The sequence below is a fragment of the Alteromonas sp. MmMcT2-2 genome (assembly GCF_022348305.1).
Classification (GTDB): domain Bacteria; phylum Pseudomonadota; class Gammaproteobacteria; order Enterobacterales; family Alteromonadaceae; genus Alteromonas; species Alteromonas macleodii.
Genome location: NZ_JAKRFA010000011.1, coordinates 28,051 through 48,867 on the forward strand (window position 1 = coordinate 28,051; position 20,817 = coordinate 48,867).

Consider the following 20,817-nt stretch of genomic DNA (forward strand, 5'->3'; position numbering starts at 1 on the left):
TTAAGGGACTGCGACAGTTGCAACAATCTTATCAAGTACGTCGTTAATCGTTACGCCTTCAGCCTCGGCTTGATATGACAGAATAATGCGGTGGCGAAGCACGTTGTGAACCACAGCTTGAATATCATCAGGGCCAACAAAATCTCTGCCGCTAAGCCATGCGTGAGCGCGTGCACAGCGATCTAGACTGATGGTTGCTCGAGGGCTTGTTCCCATCGCTATCCACTGGCCTAATTCCGCGTCAAAATTTGCAGGCTGACGTGTGGCCATAATCAATTGAACTAAATACTGTTCTAACTCAGGCGCCATATACAAAGACAACGCTTCTTTACGCGACGTAAAAATATCGTCTTGAGTTAGCGTTGGTGGCGTAACAGGCGGTTCTGAGAGGGCTTCACCTCGCGTTAAACGCAATATCTCTAATTCTGTCTCGGCGCCAGGATAATCGATGTCCACGTGCATTAAGAATCGGTCTAGCTGTGCTTCAGGTAGTGGATAAGTTCCTTCCTGTTCTAGCGGGTTTTGCGTTGCCATTACTAAAAATAGCGGAGGAAGAGGGTAGGTTTTACTGCCTACCGTAATTTGACGTTCCGCCATGGCCTCAAGCAAAGCCGATTGCACTTTTGCTGGTGCGCGGTTGATTTCGTCGGCTAGCACTAAGTTATGAAAAAGCGGCCCTTTTTGAAAAACAAACTCACCGGTTTCGGGGCGGTATATGTCTGTACCGGTTAAGTCGGCAGGCAAGAGGTCAGGGGTAAATTGTACGCGATGAAAGTCGCCGTCAATACCATTAGCAAGTGCATTTATTGCGCGTGTTTTTGCAAGCCCAGGAGGACCTTCTACCAAAAGGTGGCCGTCGGCCAAAAGAGCGATAAGAAGGCTTTTGGTTAACGCGTGCTGACCAATAATCTGCTGGTCTAAATAAGCGTGTAACTGTTGAAATTGCGCTGCTGCCATAATGCAAAATTTCCGTTTGAGTTCTCGTTATCAGAAAGTGTCATTTGAACGATAGATTTATTAAATACCTTACAAAGTGATCGCTTAGCTAAAAAGTAAATTACATATTAATTTAGATAGCTCTAGCCCGTCACAATGACACAAAACAGACTTTCATTTCCATATAAGGTTCATTCTATCTTTCTTCAAGTCGTCAAACAGTAATAAAAATGCGATATGCGGTTGGATGCAAAGCAAGCTTTTTAAATTTCGATAGCATAAAACGGTCAAAATTTGTAAACAGGGCAAACTTTAGTTTCATTTATATTGCCCTTAACCCTGCATTATTTGCTATTTTGTTCATTGTTTGTAAAAATCGGGTTTATTACAGGTCAGACCACTTTGGGGCGATAAGCTCAAACGGAAGTCGGTCATTAATTTAGGTGCATTATGGCAACAAAACAATCAGTTACTACCCGAGAGGGTGATCGCATCGCCATTGTCGCGGGGTTGCGTACTCCGTTTGCGAAAATGGCTACATATTTCCACGGTGTTCCGGCTGTTGATCTAGGTAAAATGGTCGTAAACGAACTTCTCGTTCGCCATGGTGTTCAAAAAGAATGGGTTGACCAGGTTGTCTACGGTCAAGTAGTACAAATGCCTGAAGCGCCAAACATTGCGCGCGAAATCGTGCTTGGCACGGGCATGAATATTTATACCGACGCTTACAGCGTATCTCGCGCATGTGCGACGAGTTTTCAATCTACGGTTAACATCGCAGAAAGCATGATGGCTGGTACGGTACAAGTAGGTATTGCTGGTGGTGCTGATTCAACGTCGGTATCACCTATTGGGGTTTCTAAGAATTTAGCGCGTGCGCTGGTTGATTTACAGAAAACCAAGACCCTTGGCCAAAAGCTAAACATCTTCAAGCGTTTAAGCTTAAAAGACCTAGCGCCTGTTCCTCCTGCGGTAGCAGAGTACTCAACCGGTTTGTCGATGGGACAAACGGCAGAGCAAATGGCGAAAACGCATCAAATATCTCGTGAAGAACAAGACAAGCTCGCACACCGCTCGCACAGCCTAGCCGCTGAAAGCTGGGAAGCAGGCAAGCTGTCTAGCGAAGTGATGACCGCTTATGCTGAACCGTATAAAGGTGCGCTTGAGCGCGATAACAACGTACGTTTCGATTCTAAGCTTGAAGGCTACGCGAAACTTCGCCCAGTATTCGATAAAAAGTACGGCTCGGTAACAGCTGCAAACGCTACACCGCTTACCGATGGCGCCTCTGCAGTGCTTATGATGACAGAAAGCCGAGCGAAAGAGCTAGGTTATACGCCGCTTGGTTACATTAAGAGCTACGCGTTTTCGGCAATTGATGTTTGGGAAGACATGTTAATGGGACCGTCGTACGCGACACCAATTGCGCTAGACCGCGCAGGCATGACGCTAAACGACCTAACGCTGATTGAAATGCACGAAGCGTTCGCAGCGCAAACCTTGGCAAACGTTAAGATGTTCGCAAGTGACAAGTTCGCTAAAGAGAAACTTGGCCGCGACAAAGCGACGGGCGAAATTGATATGGACAAATTCAACGTAATGGGTAGTTCAATTGCTTATGGTCACCCGTTTGCTGCAACCGGTACACGCATGATTACGCAAATGCTTAACGAACTAAATCGCCGTGGCGGTGGTACAGGCCTTCTTACTGCATGTGCTGCGGGTGGTCTTGGTGCCGCAATGATTGTGGAGACAGAATAATATGAGTCAGGAACAAGAAATGACAAATGAAGTTCAGCCAACATCAGGCGCATTTACGTTAACTAAGCAAGATAATGGCGTTGCTATTCTTAGCATGGACGTACCTGGCGAGAGCATGAATACGCTTAAAGCTGAGTTTGGCGATGAGATATCTGCCATGCTTGATGATATTGAACGCGACAGCAGCATCAAAGGTGTGGTGTTAACAAGCGGCAAGCCAAGCTCATTCGTAGCAGGTGCCGATATCACCATGCTAGCAGCGTGTAAAACTGCGGAAGATGCCACAACCATAGCCGCTGGCGGTCAAGCCATTTTCGATAGAATTGAGAACATGAAGGCTACCTTCGTTGCGGCTATTCACGGCCCAGCGTTAGGCGGTGGTTTAGAGCTAGCATTAGCGTGTCACTACCGTGTATGTACCGATTCACCTAGTACTCAGGTAGGTCTACCGGAAGTGCAGCTTGGCTTGTTGCCAGGCAGTGGTGGTACTCAGCGCCTTCCTCGCCTAATCGGCATTCAGCAAGCGATGAAAATGATGCTTACTGGGTCTCCAGCACGCGCTAAGCAAGCTAAAAAGTACGGTATTGTAGATGATGTGGTCCCTCACAGCGTTTTGCTAAAGGTAGCTGAGCAATTTGCGCTTAAACGCAAACCAGAACGTGAAGCGCCGCAGAAGAGCGTAATGGACAAAGTGTTAGAGAAGACCGGCCCGGGCCGTAACATGATGTTCAAAAAAGCGCGCGAAGCGACATTTGCCAAAACCAAAGGTAATTATCCAGCGCCAGGTTACATTATTGATGTAATTGAAACGGGCATGAACGAAGGGATGAAAGCGGGGCTTAAAGCCGAGGCTGAAGCCTTTGGTAAGCTTGTTATGACGCCGGAATCTTTCCAGTTACGTCAGATTTTCTTCGCTACGACAGAAATGAAGAAAGAAAACGGCGTTGAAGGTGTTAAACCTGAAAAAATGAAGAAAGTCGGTGTGCTTGGCGGTGGTTTAATGGGTGGTGGTATCGCCTATGTAACGTCGACCAAAGCCGGTGTACCTGTCCGTATTAAAGACGTGCGTGCTGAAGGCATTGCCAATGCAATGAAATATAGCTATGACATCTTAAATAAAAAGGTGAAGAAGCGTTTCATGCGCAATAGTGAAATGCAGAAACAGTTAGCGCTTCTTACCGGTACGCTAGATTATAGCGGCTACCAAGATGCTGATATCGTGGTTGAGGCGGTTTTCGAAGATCTAGACCTTAAGCAGAAAATGGTGGCGGATATTGAAGAGAACTGCAAAGAAAGCACGATCTTCGCGTCTAATACGTCGTCTATTCCAATTACACAAATTGCAGCTAAAGCAGCACGTCCTGAAAACGTGATTGGTCTGCATTACTTCTCTCCAGTAGACAAAATGCCTTTGGCCGAAGTAATTGCTCACGATAAAACGTCTGACCAAGTCATTTCATCGACGGTTGAATTTGCTAAAAAGCAAGGCAAAACACCGGTTGTTGTTAAAGACGGTGCGGGTTTCTACGTAAACCGTATTTTGGCACCTTACATGAATGAAGCGGCAAACCTTATTCTTGACGGTGAGCCTATTGAGCATATCGATAAATCGTTGGTTAAGTTAGGTTTCCCTGTAGGTCCTGTGAAACTACTTGATGAAGTGGGCATTGACGTTGGCACCAAGATCATCCCATTCCTTGTAGAGGCGTTCGGCGAGCGCTTCACTGCGCCAAGTGCTTTCGATAAAGTACTTGCAGACGGCAGAAAGGGTAAGAAAAACCAAAAAGGGTTTTATTCTTATGAAGGCAAAAAATCAGGTAAAGAAGTGGACGAGTCAATCTACGAACTACTGGGTCTTTCACCTTCTGCTAAGTTAAGCGAAAAAGAAGTTGCTGAACGCTGTGTATTAATGATGCTTAATGAAGCAGCGCGCTGTTTAGACGAAGGCGTTATCCGTAATGCCCGCGACGGCGACATTGGCGCTATCTTCGGTATTGGTTTCCCTCCATTCTTAGGCGGCCCGTTCCGCTATATGGATACACTGGGAATTAAACACGTTGTTGCTCGTTTAAACCATTATGCTACTGCTGTAGGTGATAAATTTGCACCTGCTGAAGTGTTAGTAAAAATGGCAGAAAACGATCAAAAGTTTTACAGCTAAGTTTATAAAATGTTAAAAGCCGGGCATTGCCCGGTTTTTTTATGTCTAATGGGTATTTTTGCTGGTTTATTGTTCTATTTTGGGTAGAATTCCTGCGGTTAAAAAATGAACGTGTCAAATTGTTGGCGTCAATTATCAGTAAGTTAAATTGAATAATTGATGGGGACAAGTAACCCCACGTAACTAGGTCAAACAGGCGGAGGCAGTGTGATTTCACTCGTAGTATTAAGCGTTATCTTTTCTCTATATTTTTATGTAGAAGCGTTTAAATGGGGAATGAGCGCGAAAAAGTGGGCGATAGCGGGTTTTGTGTTAGGTCCAATCTTACTGCCCATGTTCTCAATCTCTCGCCATATACATTGGCGCAATGCGGTGGGGTTTAATAACCTTTACATTGCTGCGTAGTCTTTCCTAGCGGTCTGCTGAAATAAGTAAGTGTGGCGTAAAATACAGGTATAAAAAAAGAGAGCGTTGCTCTCTTTTTTTGGAAATTCTAAGGTATCTCTTAAAGACCAATACCGTAACCGCCACCACCCGTCTTAGGGCGAACTGTTTGTGGTTGAGTTACTGTCTCTTTTTGCGACTCAGGAGCTTGTTTAGCGCCTTCTTGCTTGTCGGCAGCAACTGGGGTAGCGGTAGAAAGTACTAGTGCAACTGCGTACTCTTTTAACATGTTAATTTCCTCTGATTATTTTGAACGAACAAACAAAACCGATTTTTTATATTTGTCATCGGTATCTAATACTTAGCTAAATGTGTGCCAAAAATAATGTTTTTTAAAATATCCAATATAATCAAGTGGTTAGCTTTTCGTTTTAATGCGGAGGATTGTCGATGTTCACAAGCGCCATTTTAATGGCACTAAAGTCTAATAAACTAAGGTTGAATAGGCATGACTTTGCCTAAAGCTGCAATGAGCGGCATTAGGCAGGGGAAAGCACGCGCCCTATACGCAAGTAAAAGGTAAGGGCTATTAAAAGTTAGAGTGGCCAAGCAGCGTATGAAGCTTTTGATTCTCGGTGAGAAGCTTCTCGAAGCGCTCTGCATTTAATGGTCGGCTGTATAAGAAGCCTTGCAACATCTCACAATCGTAGCGACGTAAAATATCTAGCTGAGCTTCTTCTTCAACGCCTTCCGCTACAACTTTTAAGCCTAAATTGTGGGCGATATTTATAATGGCAGCCGCCATATGACGATCTACATTACTTTTTGCAATATCGTCAATAAATGCTTTGTCAATTTTTAGCGTGTTTAGCGGGAATCGCTTTAAGTAGGCTAGGGACGAGTAACCTGTACCGAAATCGTCTAGCGCTAGGTGAATGCCTCTTTCGCGAAGGCGAGTCATCATTTGAAGGCCGTTTTCAGGACTTTCCATTAGCGTACCTTCAGTTATTTCGCACTCTAAATGTAGTGGTGACAAACCGATATCGCTTAAAATCTTGTTTATTCTGTCGTCTAAGTCAGGTAATTCGAACTGCTTCGCAGATATATTCACAGCTACACGACCACTAAACAAACCTTGGTTTACCCAGCGTTTGGTATCTGCACAAGCCTTTCTTAGCACTTGTTCACCAATTTCTATAATCTGGCCTGTTTGCTCTGCCAGAGGGATAAATTGCCCAGGGCTTACTATGCCCTTTTGGGGGTGCTCAAAGCGCACCAAAGCTTCCATGCTAACTAGCTTACCTGAGGCTATATCTACTTTCGGCTGGTAGTAAACCGTAAACAAGTCATCTTTAATACCTTGTCTTATAAGGTTTTCAATTTGCAGTTGCCTAACGGCGTTTTGATTCATCTCTCCGCTAAAGAACTGATAGCTGTTACCGCCATTGTTTTTAGCGAAATACATGGCTGTGTCGGCGTTTTTCAGCATTTCTTGGGGAGAAGTGCCGTCGTCAGGGAAGAATGCGATTCCAATACTGGCACCCAATACAAACTCTTGCTTATTAATGATAAAGGGGCGAGATAATGTGTCTAATAGGTTCTGTGCGTAATGCGTTACCGTGTGGATATCGGCATTGTCTTCCATTAACACACTAAATTCATCACCACCTAAACGATAGCAGGTCGCACTCTTACCCGTAATTCTCTGTAAGCGCTTTGCTATTTGTTTAATTAATATATCGCCCGTTTGGTGGCCTAAAGAATCGTTTATTTTCTTAAAGTTATCCATATCTAAACAGAGCAGAGTATGTTGTGCTCCTTTCCGCACCAAGTTCTGGTGGCTAGCTTGGAAGAACGAACGATTCGGAAGCTCTGTGAGCGGGTCAGTATTAGCTAGTTTCAATAGTTCTTTTTCAGTACTTTTTCTTGACGTGATATCACTAAATACGCCTACAAAATGGCTTATTTTTCCGTCATCGTCATGGACGGCGTCTATATTTAATTCCATTTCATAGCGCTCGCCGTTCACTCGCACACTTTCTACTTCACCTGACCAGTTACCTTTTGCTTTTAGCGTTTTCTTAATTTCTTCGGTAAACGCGTCTGGATATAGATGGAAGTGCATATAGCTTGCTAACGCTTGATCGCGGGTCTCGCCGGTGTAACCGCAATATGCATTGTTTACACTTATGAATTTAAATTGCGTATTAGTTATGAATACACCTTCAGAAATATTCTCAATTGAACGCTTAAATAGATTCAGCTGCTCTTCAGCTTCTTTTAAGTGATGAATATTCTTAAGCGTACCAGTCATTCGTACCGGCTGAGCATTGTGGTCTCTTTCAACCACTTTTCCGCGGTCAAGTATCCAAATCCACTGATTCTTAAATGTCTTTGCGCGGTATGCAAGCTCGTAGAAGTCGCTATTACCTTCAAGATGGTCTCTTAGGGCAGTTTTAACACGGTTTACGTCGTTAGGATGAATGTTTGCATCGTAAGCGCCTGTAGTGCGTATATCATCTTGTGGAAAATCAAGTGTGCCCCACGTATTTGCACGGTAAACTTGGCCTCTGTATACGTCCCAGTCCCACAGCTCATCTCCAGAACTCCATAGCGTCAGTTTAAGGCGTTCTTCGGACTCTTTAATGGCAAGCTGGTTTGCCTTCCTTATCTGATATTGGCGAACGATGAATGCAAAAATAGCGAATGCGACAATACAATAAAAAACAATAGCAACAGTATGAAGCCAAGGTGGTCTTGCGATTTGAACTGAAAGATTTCTGCTGTCAGACCACAACCTTCCTGGCGCTTTTGCTTGTACCTCGAAAACGTAGTTTCCAAAGCTTATATTATTAAATTGAGCAACTCTGTCGTCTCCATTATCAATCCAGTTGTCGTCAAAACCGATTAACCGATATCGGTAAACCACGTGTTGCGGGTAAACAGAGTTGAGTAAATTGAAAGATATGCTGAATCTAGACTCATTGTAATCTAGCGCAATCGACTTTTTAGTTCCTATATTTTGTGCCGATGAGAAATAACTTGTTTCGCCACTGCTTTCCCTCTGAATTACATTTGACCTATTGTTAGATACCCCAAAAACTTTTAATTCAGAAAGCTCTGGGATAAGTGTTTTCGTCAAATCATCTTTTGAGCTAGTTTTCTTACTCGTTATTATGTTGTAACCAGTCATCCCACCAAAATAGATAGTTTTTTCTGAGGATGCGAAAGCTGAGCTCTCGCCTAAAGAATTGTAGTTAAGCTCTGAGTTTGGAACCGAACTTACTTCTTCAAGTTCGGGAAGTTTGATTTGGTGAACTCCCGTAGTATCTGCATACCAAATACTGTTATCGATACCTACGGATGATATTATTAGCCCAGAGTTTTCTGTACGAACTTGCCTTTTGACAAATTCAAGAGAATGCTTGTCGACCTGCAAAATTCCTTTCGAGCGAGTAGTTAACCAGTATGAGTCTGGTGTTTCGTAAACGCCGTAAACGAGTGAATCGAAACCATTGCTCTGATCTAAGTTTTTGATCAACTCCCTGTTCTTCAGCGAGTATATACTTACACCTGACTCGCTTCTCAGCCAAAGTCGATTATCATTATCTTTATAGATCGGAACTAAACGAGATGAGTCTATCTCTATTTTTATTGGCTCAACAGATGCTTTAGACGAATCATAACCAAGAGATAGTTTTACCGGTCCCTGTGTATCCTCCCAGATCCAAACTTCGTCCCCTTTAGTATAGAGAAAATCGATAAATAACCCTTCGAACACATGATCTATTAATTGAAGCTTTCCTTCCACCTGCCTCAAAACATAGATGCCATTAGAGGATGCAACCCAGAATGTACCTTTGGTATCTATTTCAACATCCCAGTAAGTTATTGAGTTCGCAAAATCAGAGAAGGTTTCTGAGAACTTTACTTCTCCGCTAGAGCTATTAATAACGCCAAGTCCTCTTTGTTGAGAAACAACATATATGTCGTTGGCGGAGTCTTCTGCAAAGCCCCATATTGAGGAGTAGTCATCCTCGGATAAGCTCGAAGAATTAAAAACAGATTTATACCTAGTTGTAGCGTAGTCTGGGTGATACCTAAATGCACCGCTCTTTATTGTCGTAACCCAGATACCACCGACTCTATCTGTTACTAGGTTCATGATTGTTGCTGTAGGCAAGCCTGTCAGCTCTTGATTGTCGTGATCAAGGTAGATGACCCTCGGCTGGAAGCTGCCATTTATCTCTGACGTTGCTGCATCACTAAATATGAATAGGCCTGCTTGAGTGCCAATCCAGATGTCGTCATCTTTCTCATAGATTGTTAGGGTATTAAGCGCTTCATCAGACTTAGAAGTGAATGCGTCTTTAAAATGTTGAAGTATTTTACCCGAAGCAGCTATGACATAGATGCCCTCATTGGTTGCAAGCCAATAGTTACCGTTGATTACTTTGATGTCGTGAAGAGAACGAACATCCAAGTTGATTCCCCATGGATTTACTTTTGTTGCGGAATAAAGTGACTCGTCAGCCTTGTCTATAAGCGAAAGCCCAAACTCATTTGAACCTAACCAGGTGCGGTTCGCTTCATCATAAATGACCTTTATAAAACTCTGGTCTTTGTGTATCTGTTTTACAACCTCAATTTGATGACTCTCTTTCGATAACTTGTAAAGAAACTTCAGATCAGCGAATAGAATGTCACCATCGTACGATTCTCCGATGCCAGTAATAAAATCAACTTTAATTACACTATTTTCTCTATTGAAAACTTTGAAGTTGTCGCTTTCAGGTTGATACTTGGCAAGACCTGCTTGTGTTCCCACCCATAACTCGCCATGAGAATCTAAGAATAGATTTTGAGTATAGCCGGACGGAAGTGAATTGTGGTCAACATCTGAAGGGTGGTATTGCTTCACCTCATAACCAGAATAGCGATTTAAACCATTGGAGGTCGCGATCCAAATATATCCTTTATTGTCTTCAACGATATCCAATACCGCAGTGTCAGAGAGTCCTTGCTGTTTATTTAGCTCATTGAAATGAAGATCAGAAACCTCTATCGCCTTTGCAGAAGAAAAAAGAATTCCTGACAAAGCCAACAAAAGAAGAGAAATTGAATAAATTAGGGTTGAGCGCACCTACACACCTTTGGCATACGCCATTTATTATTTTTTTATTTCACTGGCGGCATCCCTAACAGCCAGAATAATAAATATGCCGAATTAACTAAGCCTCTACAAGGACTTTTTAGTAATAACAAGAATGATGGTTTACTTATTAACCAACCTTGTCTGCGAATACCACTGGGTATCGGCAGATTGATTAAAATCTTAACGACCGTGGCACGTGCCTACAATGCAGCGTTAGTAGTAAGGAATTTCTTTTTTGAATTCAGAAATACTGTTAATCGTTCGTTTTTCTTGCGTGGGAATACTCTCAAATTTTCCACGAGAGAACAGCACCAATTCCCCGCAGCGCTCTCGTTTAGCGAGTTGATGCGCGAAGTCTTGAATCTCTTCGAAACTCAAGCCTTTGATCCTTTCAGCAAGCTTTGCATTTCTATTAAACTCTAAATCTTGCGTACCCAAACTTACCCATAAACGCTGTGACTTCATCGAAAGAGTAAGGTCTCTCTCTTCTAACTGCTTAATGAGGTTTTGTTGGATAGTAGGCCAATAAAAACGATAGAACTCTATTTCATTGAGTTGCTGGAACAAAAAGGCGGTCATTGCATCTAGCAACTGCTTTGGACTGCATTGCGGGCTTTGTATGTAAAATGCCATTCCGGGGTGTTGATTATGTGGTACATAGCCTGTACCGACTATGTATCCCAATTGCTGTTCTGTTCTTAACGAATTGAAGAACGGTGCTGCCAGCATCTGTTCAAGAACCATACATAATGCGGTGTCGGTGAGGCTAGGAGAAGGTGCTTGTAAATAAAGTACGACCGCAGAGTCATCGTGATTACACAACACCTCGTGATAAAGAGTTCCGCCCACAGGCAGCTTAGATACGGCACGAGAAAGGGGAGCTCCCCCTGCATTTTTGCAATGGCTATGAAGCGACGTCGAAAATGCCTTTGCTTCTTCGCTTGCCCAGTTGCCATGCATAAATGCCTCTACAAAATAATGCTCAAAGGCTGCACTGCGACAGCCTAGCATCTCGTTATAAGAGATGTTTTCTATCACGTCTAACAATTCAACTGGCGCTTGCGTGTTGCGTTGAATAAGAACACTTAAGCGAGAGAATAAACGGTTAGTCGGCTTATTTAACAGTGAATTATGAAGGCTTTGAATTTGAAGTGCTTTGTGATGTTCAAAGGCTCTTTCGTCAGGAATAAAACCGAGAACGGCGTCAAGAAGTTGACTTGCTAACAATGTCTGCTGATTCGTAAAACCGCGGGTGTGTAGGGTAAACCCAGCTTGATGCCCATAAATCCGATAGTGAAGTCCAGCTATTTCAGCTCGGTAGTATTTAGCTTGGAGATGATCGTTAAGTGCGCCGAGCCAAATTCGCTTGGCCGCAACAGAGGTCAAAGAGTCTGAAAACTGAGCTGCGTCGAAAGAGATATAAATATCGCCTTTAGGGCTATGGAATTGTTGGTCTTGAGCGAACCAAAATCGATAGCCACCATTATCTACCAACCTATTTGGAACACTAAACCCCGTTTCAGGGAGGATAAGCGTGTATTCGCTCGCCAAATAAGGGTTGGGTGGGGGAAGACACAATTCTGGAATTTTCTTTGCGCTTTCAAGTGAATGTATTAGCGCATCGTCGATGTCTTCAACGCTATATTCAGCCTCATAAAATGCGCAAACCTGAGTGGTTTTAACATCTTTTGATATAACCTTTAAACGAAGGTTCTTGGGCGTGAAAAAGGACAGAGCATGCTCAATTATGCTTCTGTCATAACTACCAATAGTAGAGCGAAGTCTATTTAATTCGTCAGGTTCGAATATAAATTGATGCTGTGCATACTCAGTTATGATCCCAAGCGGCTTCACATTTTCTTCGTACTCTAAAGCCAGCGCGTTTAGCTGCGACTTTTCGTGAAAGCGCCACTCTTCAGTCGATGCTTCTCTAATTAATTCGATGTAGCTAAATAGTGCCTCTAACACCTGCGCTTTGTGTTTAAGGCCTTCCTGGGTAAGCTGAAAGCTCACATTAAAATCTTTAAATTTATCGCCTTCTATGCCAGAGCCCGCTATCAGGTTTAACGCCCAATCTTTTTCTTTTAAATAGGCAAGTAGGCTTCCTTCACCTTCGTCACCAATCAAATGGCTGATGTAGTTCAGCGGTTTGGTTTTGTAGTCGTTCTGTAAAGCGGGGAGGGCAAATGTCACTATCATACGTCTAGCAGATTGCAGCGGATGAATGTTGATTTGAATGCCCAGTTCATTTTCTGTGTAAAGCGAAGGCCAGTCGTCAGAGGCTAACTGTCCACTTGGCAATGTCCCAAAACACTGATTCACTAACGCCTCGAGTTGACGTATTGGCATAGGACTGGCTATGCACAAGCGCATATTAAGCGCACAGTAATACGATTGGTGCAGTGCCTTTAGGCGCCGTTTAAGCTCTGTACATTCGTGTTGAGAAAAGGTATCGCAATTGCCTACAGAAAATTTTGCAAAAGGATGTTCTGGATTACATGTCTCTTTATGAATTTGATAAAGGCGGCGAAGGTCGTCTTTTTTCTTAAACTCAAATTCAGCATGAATGTTCTTTATTTCGTTGGTTAGTGCGTCTTCTTCAAATAAGGGTTGCCTAAGCATATCTGCAAATGCAGGCAATGTTTGCGCAATAGCGTCACCGCTGCAATTAAAATGGTAATTTGTGTACTCGGTACCTGTCCACGCGTTGATTGTGCCGCCGTGTTGCTCAATGAATCCATTTATAGCATTGGGTTTGGGCAAATGACGGCTACCCATAAAAAGCATGTGTTCAAGAAGATGGGCTAACCCTTGGCAATCGTTTGGGTCATAAAAGTGTCCGGCTCTTACCGCCATTGAAACAAAAGATTCACTCGCTTCTGGCGTGTGACATAACATGGCACGCAACCCATTAGGTAAAGTAACGTGATGTGCGTTTTCTAAATTTATGGTGTTGTTCACATTGTCTCGTTTTTGGTCAAGAGCACCTTACTGCTGGAGCGTCTATAAAGAGAAACTTCACAAAACGTTAAATAATGTACGAAAATTCTCACTATTCGCCGTTTAGCGCTAGGCGTAGTATCAGCTCTCTGATATCGTTAGCATACTTTCATTAATACTATGCGCAATGTTATGTCAGGTCAAAGTAGCAACGACGACATTTATCTTTTCATTATGCGTCACGGTGAAGCAGAAGCGCCCAGACTCGATGATAAAAGCAGGCAACTTACACCATTAGGTAGAGAGCAAGCCAAAACAGCAGCTTTATGGTTAAAAGACCAGTATTGCCAGAAAGGCATTGTGGACTTAGCGCTTGTGAGCCCTTATCGTCGAGCCAAACAGACCCATGATATGGTATCGCTTGATATCATTGCGAACAAAGTTGAAAATAATGAAGATATTGTTCCGGAAGGCTCGCCAAGACTGGTGAGTGATTATATTGATGGACTTCTTCACGCCGCGGTCAATTCCAAAAAACCAATCAAAAAACTTCTTGTTGTTAGTCACATGCCGCTAGTTAGCTATCTCGTTGATGAACTGTGCCAGTCTTACACCACAAGTTTGTTTTCTACGGCCTCAATTGCTGTTATCAAGTATTCTTTAAAAGAGCACAAAGGCACGCTGGTAACGCATTATCAAGGACTGTAAACGCCTTGCTCCTTCTTAGCGATTAATTTCGGAAATTGAACAATTAATCGTTAAGTATATTCCCACATGGTCGATAGACTCTTTGAGAGTGTCAAAGTTTATTCTATTGAAGGGTTGGGAAATGGACAGCAAATCTATTCCTGAGCTCCTTAAACGTTCATTGCAATCGCATATGGCGGAGGCTGATTTACGTGAAGATAAGGAGACGCAGGATATTATTGCCAAATTATCTGAATTGTCAGATAAGGTCGCTGCTGCGAAAGCTAGAGCGCTGGCAAATAGAGCACAGCGTCTAGCTGACGAATCAAAAGGTTAGCTGATAAGGCCGAAAGGCAGGTTAACCACCAAAACGCTTAGTGGTCGTTATTCGACTCTTTAGGTGCAACATAGTATTCCGGCATGATTCTGACGGTTTTTATCATGCTTTCTGAAATGTCTACAATTTCTAACGGATAACCCGCCAAACGCACGCTTACTTTGTTCTCAGGAATATCTTCAAGATACTCAAGTAATAAACCATTAAGGGTTTTAGGGCCTTCCGTAGGCAGGTTCCAATCCATTTCTCTGTTCAATTCCCGGACGTTGGCACTACCATCAACCAATACTGAACCATCCTGTTGTACGTGTGCTTCTTTACTGTGGTCTGGAACCATACTGGTGGTAAAGTCACCGATAATCTCTTCAAGAATATCTTCAAGAGTGACTAGACCCATAATGTCGCCATACTCATCAACGACCAAAGCAATGCGCTCTTTTTCCGCTTGAAACTTATACATCAGCGTGTGCAGTGGGGTAGATTCTGGTGTGTAGTAAATCTCACGAACTGCGCGAAGCAAACTTGATTTAGTGAACTGGTCTTTTGATAGAAGGCGCAGGGCGTCACGCACATGCACAAAGCCTACCGCATCGTCGACACTGTCTCGGTATAATAAAACACGGGTATGTTGAGCATGGGTTAAGGCTTTTTGAATTTTCTTCCAATCGTCGTTAATGTCGATAGCAAAAATTTCAGCACGTGGCACCATGATATCTTCGGCCGTTACGCTTTCTAAGTCCAAAATACTCACCAACATATCTTGGTGTCGCTTAGGGATCATAGCACCAGCTTCGAAAACCACGGTTCTTAACTCTTCTCGACTTAACGAGTCGTCACTTCCACTTGCAGGACTAATTCTTAGCAAAGCTAGAATGCCGTTTGTGATACCGTTAATCGCTGCCACAAAAGGGTACAGCAATGTAAGTAGTGGAAGCAGAATAATGGAGCTCGGAAATGCCACTTTTTCTGGATACAGCGCAGCCAGTGTTTTCGGCGTTACTTCTGCAAAAATAAGTAGGACCAGCGTTAAGCCAAAGGTAGCAGCAAACAGCCCCCAATAGTCACCGAATAAACGAATACAAAGTATGGTTGCAAGCGAGGATGCTGCAATATTAACTAAGTTGTTTCCGATGAGAATAAGGCCGATAAGGCGATCAGGTCGTTCTAGAAGTTTAGCAACACGTATAGCTGAGCGGTTGCCTTCTCCTTGCAAATGCTTGAGTCGATAACGATTAATCGACATCATGCCAGTTTCTGAACTAGAGAAATACGCAGATAGTAATATGAGTACGCCGAGCGCGATAAACAGCGTACTCGTTGATATGTCGTCCAATTAATGGGTTCCTGTCTTAACTTAGGCTTCAAATGTATTGATTTGAGGTGCGAGTTTCAAGGGAAAATTGTTGATATGCCCCTAATTAACTAGATAACACCCAAAAGTGACAAGCGCCGCCGAGCCGCCTAAAAAGCCAGCCCTGCAGCGAGCTCAGCAATAAATACAGGGAATTTTAAAGAAGAAATTCGCGAACTAATTTGCTACCAAAATAGGCAAGGGACAGTAGCGTCACACCCAAGACTGTCATCACAATAACTTGTCGCCCGCGCCAACCCCGAAGTTTCTGGCCTATTAAAAGAATGAGAAAAACAACGAGAGCGGCCGCTGATAGCACCGTTTTATGCGCGTAAGTTTTGTTAAACATATCTTCTAAGAAAACAAACCCGCTAATTAGTGAGACGGTTAGTAAACAAGTTCCCGCAAGCAACAGCTTGAACAAAATGTTTTCTACAAGCATTAAAGGCGGTAGTGATGAATGTAGTAGCGCAGCACCTTTTTGCTTTAACCGGTAGGTAATGTAGGACATTTGCAGTGCGTATAAGAATGCAATGACCAAAGTGCAGTAAGCAAACAATGACAAACTAATATGGATAACTAAGCCCGGCTGCAGCTCTATGTGCATGATGTACGACACGGGAATAAACTGTGAGGCGAGTACCGTAAGACTTGCAAAGCCGAAAACAACAGGAAGTAAAATAAGATTAGGAATGGCGCGGGCAAATATAAGCATGGATACTGTGATTATCCACGACACTAATGAAAGTACGTTGGTTACACTCATGTCTTGCCCAGGCGCGACAATAATAACGTTGGTGAGAAAAGCGATATGTGCAATTGCCCCAACACTAGCGATGGATAGCCCCAATCGCTTATTCGGGCCGTCTTGGTGTACGAATTTGCCAATAAGTACTGCCGCAGCTAATGCGTAGAGTAAAGCAGCAGAAATGGCGAAAAGGGTGTTCATGATGCGTCCTGTAATAGGTAGGTGACGTCTTCACCGACTGAGTCGGTATTGATACTGCAACTTGCAAGTAAATTCAACCATCTCCTTGATTTTGTTTGTTTCACACCCACTTTTAGTGTGGGTATAGGATCATGGAAGGACAATTTTTACTCCATATCGACTTCGAAATTCGTACATCAAATTTCGACAACCCTTGACGCAAAAGTTTAAAAATTTAACCGCAATTGTGGGTACGTTACCGTTCGCTTTTACGTTACAATGCGGGCATTACGTCTGAAATAAAAAGAAGTTTCATACTATGTTTGAGAATTTATCAGAACGCTTAGGCCAGACATTACGAAATGTCAGCGGTAAAGGGCGTCTTACTGAAGACAATATTAAAGAAACGCTACGCGAAGTGCGTATGGCGCTACTTGAAGCCGACGTTGCGCTACCCGTAGTAAAAGCGTTTGTTGCACAGGTAAAAGAGCGTGCAGTTGGTACCGAAGTAACCAAAAGCCTCAAGCCTGGCCAAGTATTTATTAAAATCGTTCAGTCTGAACTAGAGTCGGTGATGGGGGAGGCGAACGAAAAGCTTAACCTCGCAACTCAACCTCCGGCTGTTGTGCTTATGGCGGGCTTACAAGGTGCGGGTAAAACTACGTCTGTAGGTAAACTTGCGAAATACCTAACTGAGCGCGAGAAAAAGAAAGTGATGGTAGTGAGTGCCGACGTTTATCGTCCGGCCGCTATCAAGCAGCTTGAAACCCTTGCCGGTGAAGTGAATGTAGCTTTTCACCCGTCAACGATTTTACAAAAGCCCATTGATATCGTTAATGATGCCATTGTTGAAGCGAAGAAGAATTTCTTCGATGTACTACTAGTGGATACAGCAGGTCGTTTGCATGTCGACAACGACATGATGGACGAAATTAAAGAGCTTCACGCTGCTGTTAAGCCAATTGAAACTCTGTTCGTGGTTGATGCCATGACTGGTCAGGATGCTGCGAATACGGCAAAGGCGTTTAACGACGCGCTACCGCTTACCGGTGTAATACTGACCAAAGCAGATGGTGATGCACGAGGTGGTGCTGCACTGTCGGTTCGTCACATCACGGGTAAACCTATCAAGTTTATCGGTATGGGCGAAAAGGTTGATGCACTTGAGCCTTTCCACCCTGAGCGTATTGCGTCTCGTATCTTGGGCATGGGCGACGTACTTAGCCTTATCGAAGAGGTTGAGCGTAAAGTTGATAAGTCGAAAGCGGAAAAGCTGGCCAAGAAGGTACAGAAAGGAAAAGGCTTCGACCTGCAAGACTTTAAAGATCAGCTTGAGCAAATGAAGAACATGGGCGGCATGATGGGAATGCTTGATAAGCTTCCTGGCATGGGCGGTATGTCTGATAAAATCAAAGATCAGGCAAACGACAAGCAGTTTAACCAAATGGAAGCCATCATTAATTCAATGACACCGGCTGAACGTGCGCGCCCAGATATGATTAAGGGGTCGCGTAAGCGCCGTATTGCAGCAGGCTCAGGTACGCAAATTCAAGACGTAAACCGTTTACTTAAGCAGTTTACGCAAATGCAGAAAATGATGAAGAAAATGTCTGGCGGCGGCATGAAGAAGATGATGCGTCAGATGAAAGGCATGATGCCTCCGGGTGGCGGTTTTGGAGGCCCTGGTGGTCCAGGCGGCCCAGGTGGATTCGGCGGTCCTGGCGGGTTTGGCGGAGGCGGTGGCTTCCCACCACGTTAAGGCTATCGCATAATTTTATAACGCTAAAAAACCTCAATCTCAGCAATGGATTGAGGTTTTTTTTATTTTTTTGCATCCAGTATCACTCATCAATCGTTTGGCTTGTTGAACAGGACGTGAGCAGTACTTATCGCATCGCGCGTTTAAGTGACGTCTCTTCACGAATCAACAAGTACGGAGATGAAGATGGAATTCAATAAAACATCACAGCAAAAATTAAAACTGTCACTGTTGGCGACGGCAATGGTTCTCGCGCTAAGTGCCTGCGACGGTGACGACGGAACAAATGGTGTCGATGGGACTGATGGCGCGCCTGGCCAAGATGGTGCACCCGGTCAGGATGGAACCCCAGGCTTTGCGTCAGCGACTTTCTTGGTCGCAAACAATGGCGATGATAACCGCAATACGGTTACCTCGATTGACCAAAACGCGAACGTCTTATCCACGGTAACCACTGGAGCGAATGAGGGGATTGTATTCACGCAAAGCGGAAGCTTGGTACAAGCTGGCGACAGTGATTTACCGTTATTAAGAACGCTTTGTAATTTTGAAGCTCAAGCCGACTACATGATGAGTACAGGGCATGAGATAACGGGCGCAACTACGGGCCTTGTTAATCCGAAAGGTATTGCCTTTGCTGAAAATGCAGGTTTAGTTATGGTGGCTGACTTTAACGGTCAAAAGGTTAGCGTATTCGGTGGCCAAGCAGCAGGCAATGTTGCACCGATTGCAGAAATAATGACCTCAGCAAAACCATGGGATGTGGCCTATGACGAACAAAGCGATAGATTGTTTGTTGCACTGACCGATGGGACACTCGCGGTTTACGATAATGTCGCTGGTTCTGATTTTGCGCCCACAGTTATGCGTTCAGTGGTGCCTTCAGATGCAGACGGAAATCAAATATCGATTAATCTGCACGGTATCGCTTACGAGCCTATGTCCAATCGTATGGTGTTATCAGACGTTGGCGATGCTGCAATTGCTGATGATGGACAAATTTTTGTTTTAGAAAATGTCTCTACGGCTGATGGGGCTGTGGTACCAAGCAGAGTGATTGGCGGCGCATCTACCCAGCTTGGTAATCCAGTAGACATTGTTTTAACCGGTTCTGATCTTCGCGTGGCGGAAAAATCCAATGACGCCATTTTGGTGTTCTCAAACATATTTAACGGTGCGAGCGGCGACGTTGCACCAACGCTATCAACGCCTTCAGTAAAACCAGAGTCGTTGGCCGAGTTAACTCAGCTGAACGAGATGAAAGACGCATCGGACGATGGCATAACTACCATGCCTATTATGGGCCTTTCGGTATCAAGTAACCCTGCAAGCGAAGGTGCAACCATGGGGCAAGTAGCGCAATACAGCGCTGTACTTTCCAGTGAGCTAAGCACTTTTGACGCTGGTATGAGCATTGAGAGTGCCGCTTTCACGGCTAGCGGTGATGGCGTCATTACCTTCGATGATGTTGAAACCTCAACGGGTGGTTTACTCGTGATTAATCGCCTCAAAACCATGCGAGACGGTATGATGTATAGCGATAGTTTCGACCACATGATTGCGGGTAGCGATACAGGCTTGATTGCACCTAAAGGGTTAGACATTGCCTCAGAAGCAGGTGTGGTATTTGTGGCAGATGTTAACGAAGCTACTCCTGCCGTTCGCGTATTCTCGCCTTGTGCGTCAGGCAATGTTGCGCCTCTATTAACACTTGAAGCGGCCAACGGGGCGCGCCCTTGGGATGTGGATTACGACCCATCAACTGATAGCGCGTATCTGGCGTTAACTAACGGTTCGGTTGCCGTGTTTGAAGAAGTGATGCGCAAAATGGAAAGCGGTGAAACCGTAATTACGGGTGAAGATAGGCTGATTGTCCCTGCAAGTGGTGGGACAGCATTTGCCGCGCCAACCAACATCCATGGCATAGACTATGATAGCCAAAGCGATAGTTTGGTCATTTCTGATGTAGGCAGCGCAGCGGATGCTACTGACGGTAAATTGTACGTGATTCCTGGCGCAGGCAGTGCCGATGGCATAACGGATGTATCCGTCAATATTGCAGGACCGAACTCAATGTTGGGTAATCCGGTAGACTTGATGCTCAGCAATGGTCATGTATATGTTGCTGAAAAATCAAATGGCATGATCCTGCGCTTTGACAATATTCTAAATGCAGCCTCGGGTGATATTACGCCCAGCTTTAGCATGATGTATCCCGCACCAGAGTCGGTAAATGTATTGTCAGTGAAGTAAAACAGCTGATAGACAGCTTTATAGAAACCGTTCATTTCATCGCTGTTCTATGAAAGCTCAATGCTTTCGCTAAAGCGGCACGTACCTAATCAGTACGTGCCGCTTTATATTCATGTGGCGTTGTTGGGATATTCAAAAGCTTCGCCAACTTAACTTTTAAACAAT

13 protein-coding genes are annotated in these 20,817 nt (G+C 44.1%); 7 read left to right on the top strand and 6 right to left on the bottom strand.

The features are described 5' to 3' along the window. Positions 1-957 carry a MoxR family ATPase gene (locus MHM99_RS08725; protein WP_014948808.1) on the bottom strand — a complete coding sequence of 319 codons (957 nt, stop codon included), beginning with the start codon at positions 955-957 and terminating at the stop codon, positions 1-3. A gap of 429 nt (positions 958-1,386) precedes the next feature. Between MHM99_RS08725 and fadI the strand changes: the two genes are divergently transcribed. The 3 genes from fadI (at position 1,387) to MHM99_RS08740 (ending at position 5,263) form a co-directional block, all read left to right on the top strand. Continuing rightward, positions 1,387-2,697, top strand: a complete 1,311-nt coding sequence (gene fadI / locus MHM99_RS08730; protein ID WP_187446097.1) for an acetyl-CoA C-acyltransferase FadI — start codon at positions 1,387-1,389, stop codon at positions 2,695-2,697. A 19-nt stretch (positions 2,698-2,716) separates the two neighbouring features. After that, positions 2,717-4,858, top strand: coding sequence for a fatty acid oxidation complex subunit alpha FadJ (fadJ, locus tag MHM99_RS08735; protein WP_239219071.1), 2,142 nt, complete (start codon positions 2,717-2,719; stop codon positions 4,856-4,858). A gap of 207 nt (positions 4,859-5,065) precedes the next feature. Then, a complete protein-coding gene (locus MHM99_RS08740) occupies positions 5,066-5,263 on the top strand; it encodes a hypothetical protein (protein ID WP_136780893.1) in 198 nt (65 codons plus the stop codon). A gap of 100 nt (positions 5,264-5,363) precedes the next feature. On the opposite strand, the gene MHM99_RS08745 is transcribed toward MHM99_RS08740, so the two are convergent. The 3 genes from MHM99_RS08745 to MHM99_RS08755 form a co-directional block, all read right to left on the bottom strand. Next, a complete protein-coding gene (locus tag MHM99_RS08745) occupies positions 5,364-5,531 on the bottom strand; it encodes a hypothetical protein (RefSeq protein WP_168532690.1) in 168 nt (55 codons plus the stop codon). A gap of 300 nt (positions 5,532-5,831) precedes the next feature. Beyond that, positions 5,832-10,385 carry an EAL domain-containing protein gene (locus MHM99_RS08750; RefSeq protein ID WP_239219015.1) on the bottom strand — a complete coding sequence of 1,518 codons (4,554 nt, stop codon included), beginning with the start codon at positions 10,383-10,385 and terminating at the stop codon, positions 5,832-5,834. A 225-nt stretch (positions 10,386-10,610) separates the two neighbouring features. Further along, on the bottom strand, positions 10,611-13,358 hold the full coding sequence (locus tag MHM99_RS08755) for an insulinase family protein (RefSeq protein WP_239219017.1): 2,748 nt from the start codon (positions 13,356-13,358) through the stop codon (positions 10,611-10,613). 171 nt (positions 13,359-13,529) lie between these two features. Here MHM99_RS08755 and sixA point away from each other — a divergent pair, with 171 nt between their 5' ends. Then, positions 13,530-14,045, top strand: a complete 516-nt coding sequence (sixA, locus tag MHM99_RS08760; protein WP_014976012.1) for a phosphohistidine phosphatase SixA — start codon at positions 13,530-13,532, stop codon at positions 14,043-14,045. A 121-nt stretch (positions 14,046-14,166) separates the two neighbouring features. After that, positions 14,167-14,361, top strand: a complete 195-nt coding sequence (locus tag MHM99_RS08765; RefSeq protein ID WP_014978722.1) for a hypothetical protein — start codon at positions 14,167-14,169, stop codon at positions 14,359-14,361. Between the two features lie 37 nt (positions 14,362-14,398). Here the strand turns inward: MHM99_RS08765 and MHM99_RS08770 are convergent, their stop codons facing one another. Together MHM99_RS08770 and ccsA are read right to left on the bottom strand one after the other, a co-directional pair. Further along, positions 14,399-15,694 (bottom strand): HlyC/CorC family transporter, encoded by a 1,296-nt coding sequence (locus MHM99_RS08770; protein WP_014948817.1) that lies wholly within the window; start codon positions 15,692-15,694, stop codon positions 14,399-14,401. 175 nt (positions 15,695-15,869) lie between these two features. Continuing rightward, entirely contained in the window at positions 15,870-16,661 is a 792-nt protein-coding gene (gene ccsA / locus MHM99_RS08775; RefSeq protein ID WP_014948818.1) for a cytochrome c biogenesis protein CcsA, read from the bottom strand. A gap of 298 nt (positions 16,662-16,959) precedes the next feature. On the opposite strand from ccsA, the gene ffh reads away from it, so the two are divergent. Continuing rightward, a complete protein-coding gene (gene ffh / locus MHM99_RS08780; RefSeq protein ID WP_014948819.1) occupies positions 16,960-18,399 on the top strand; it encodes a signal recognition particle protein in 1,440 nt (479 codons plus the stop codon). Positions 18,400-18,585: 186 nt separating this feature from the next. Next, positions 18,586-20,652, top strand: a complete 2,067-nt coding sequence (locus MHM99_RS08785) for a collagen-like protein (RefSeq protein WP_239219019.1) — start codon at positions 18,586-18,588, stop codon at positions 20,650-20,652. The last annotated feature ends 165 nt before the right edge of the window (positions 20,653-20,817 follow it).

Bases quoted from the DNA above. Each gene is read 5' to 3' on its own strand.
- MHM99_RS08725 (WP_014948808.1), bottom strand. From the start codon at position 957: ATGGCAGCAGCGCAATTTCAACAGTTACACGCTTATTTAGACCAGCAG.
- fadI (WP_187446097.1), top strand. From the start codon at position 1,387: ATGGCAACAAAACAATCAGTTACTACCCGAGAGGGTGATCGCATCGCC.
- fadJ (WP_239219071.1), top strand. From the start codon at position 2,717: ATGACAAATGAAGTTCAGCCAACATCAGGCGCATTTACGTTAACTAAG.
- MHM99_RS08745 (WP_168532690.1), bottom strand. From the start codon at position 5,531: ATGTTAAAAGAGTACGCAGTTGCACTAGTACTTTCTACCGCTACCCCA.
- sixA (WP_014976012.1), top strand. From the start codon at position 13,530: ATGTCAGGTCAAAGTAGCAACGACGACATTTATCTTTTCATTATGCGT.
- MHM99_RS08765 (WP_014978722.1), top strand. From the start codon at position 14,167: ATGGACAGCAAATCTATTCCTGAGCTCCTTAAACGTTCATTGCAATCG.
- ccsA (WP_014948818.1), bottom strand. From the start codon at position 16,661: ATGAACACCCTTTTCGCCATTTCTGCTGCTTTACTCTACGCATTAGCT.
- ffh (WP_014948819.1), top strand. From the start codon at position 16,960: ATGTTTGAGAATTTATCAGAACGCTTAGGCCAGACATTACGAAATGTC.
- MHM99_RS08785 (WP_239219019.1), top strand. From the start codon at position 18,586: ATGGAATTCAATAAAACATCACAGCAAAAATTAAAACTGTCACTGTTG.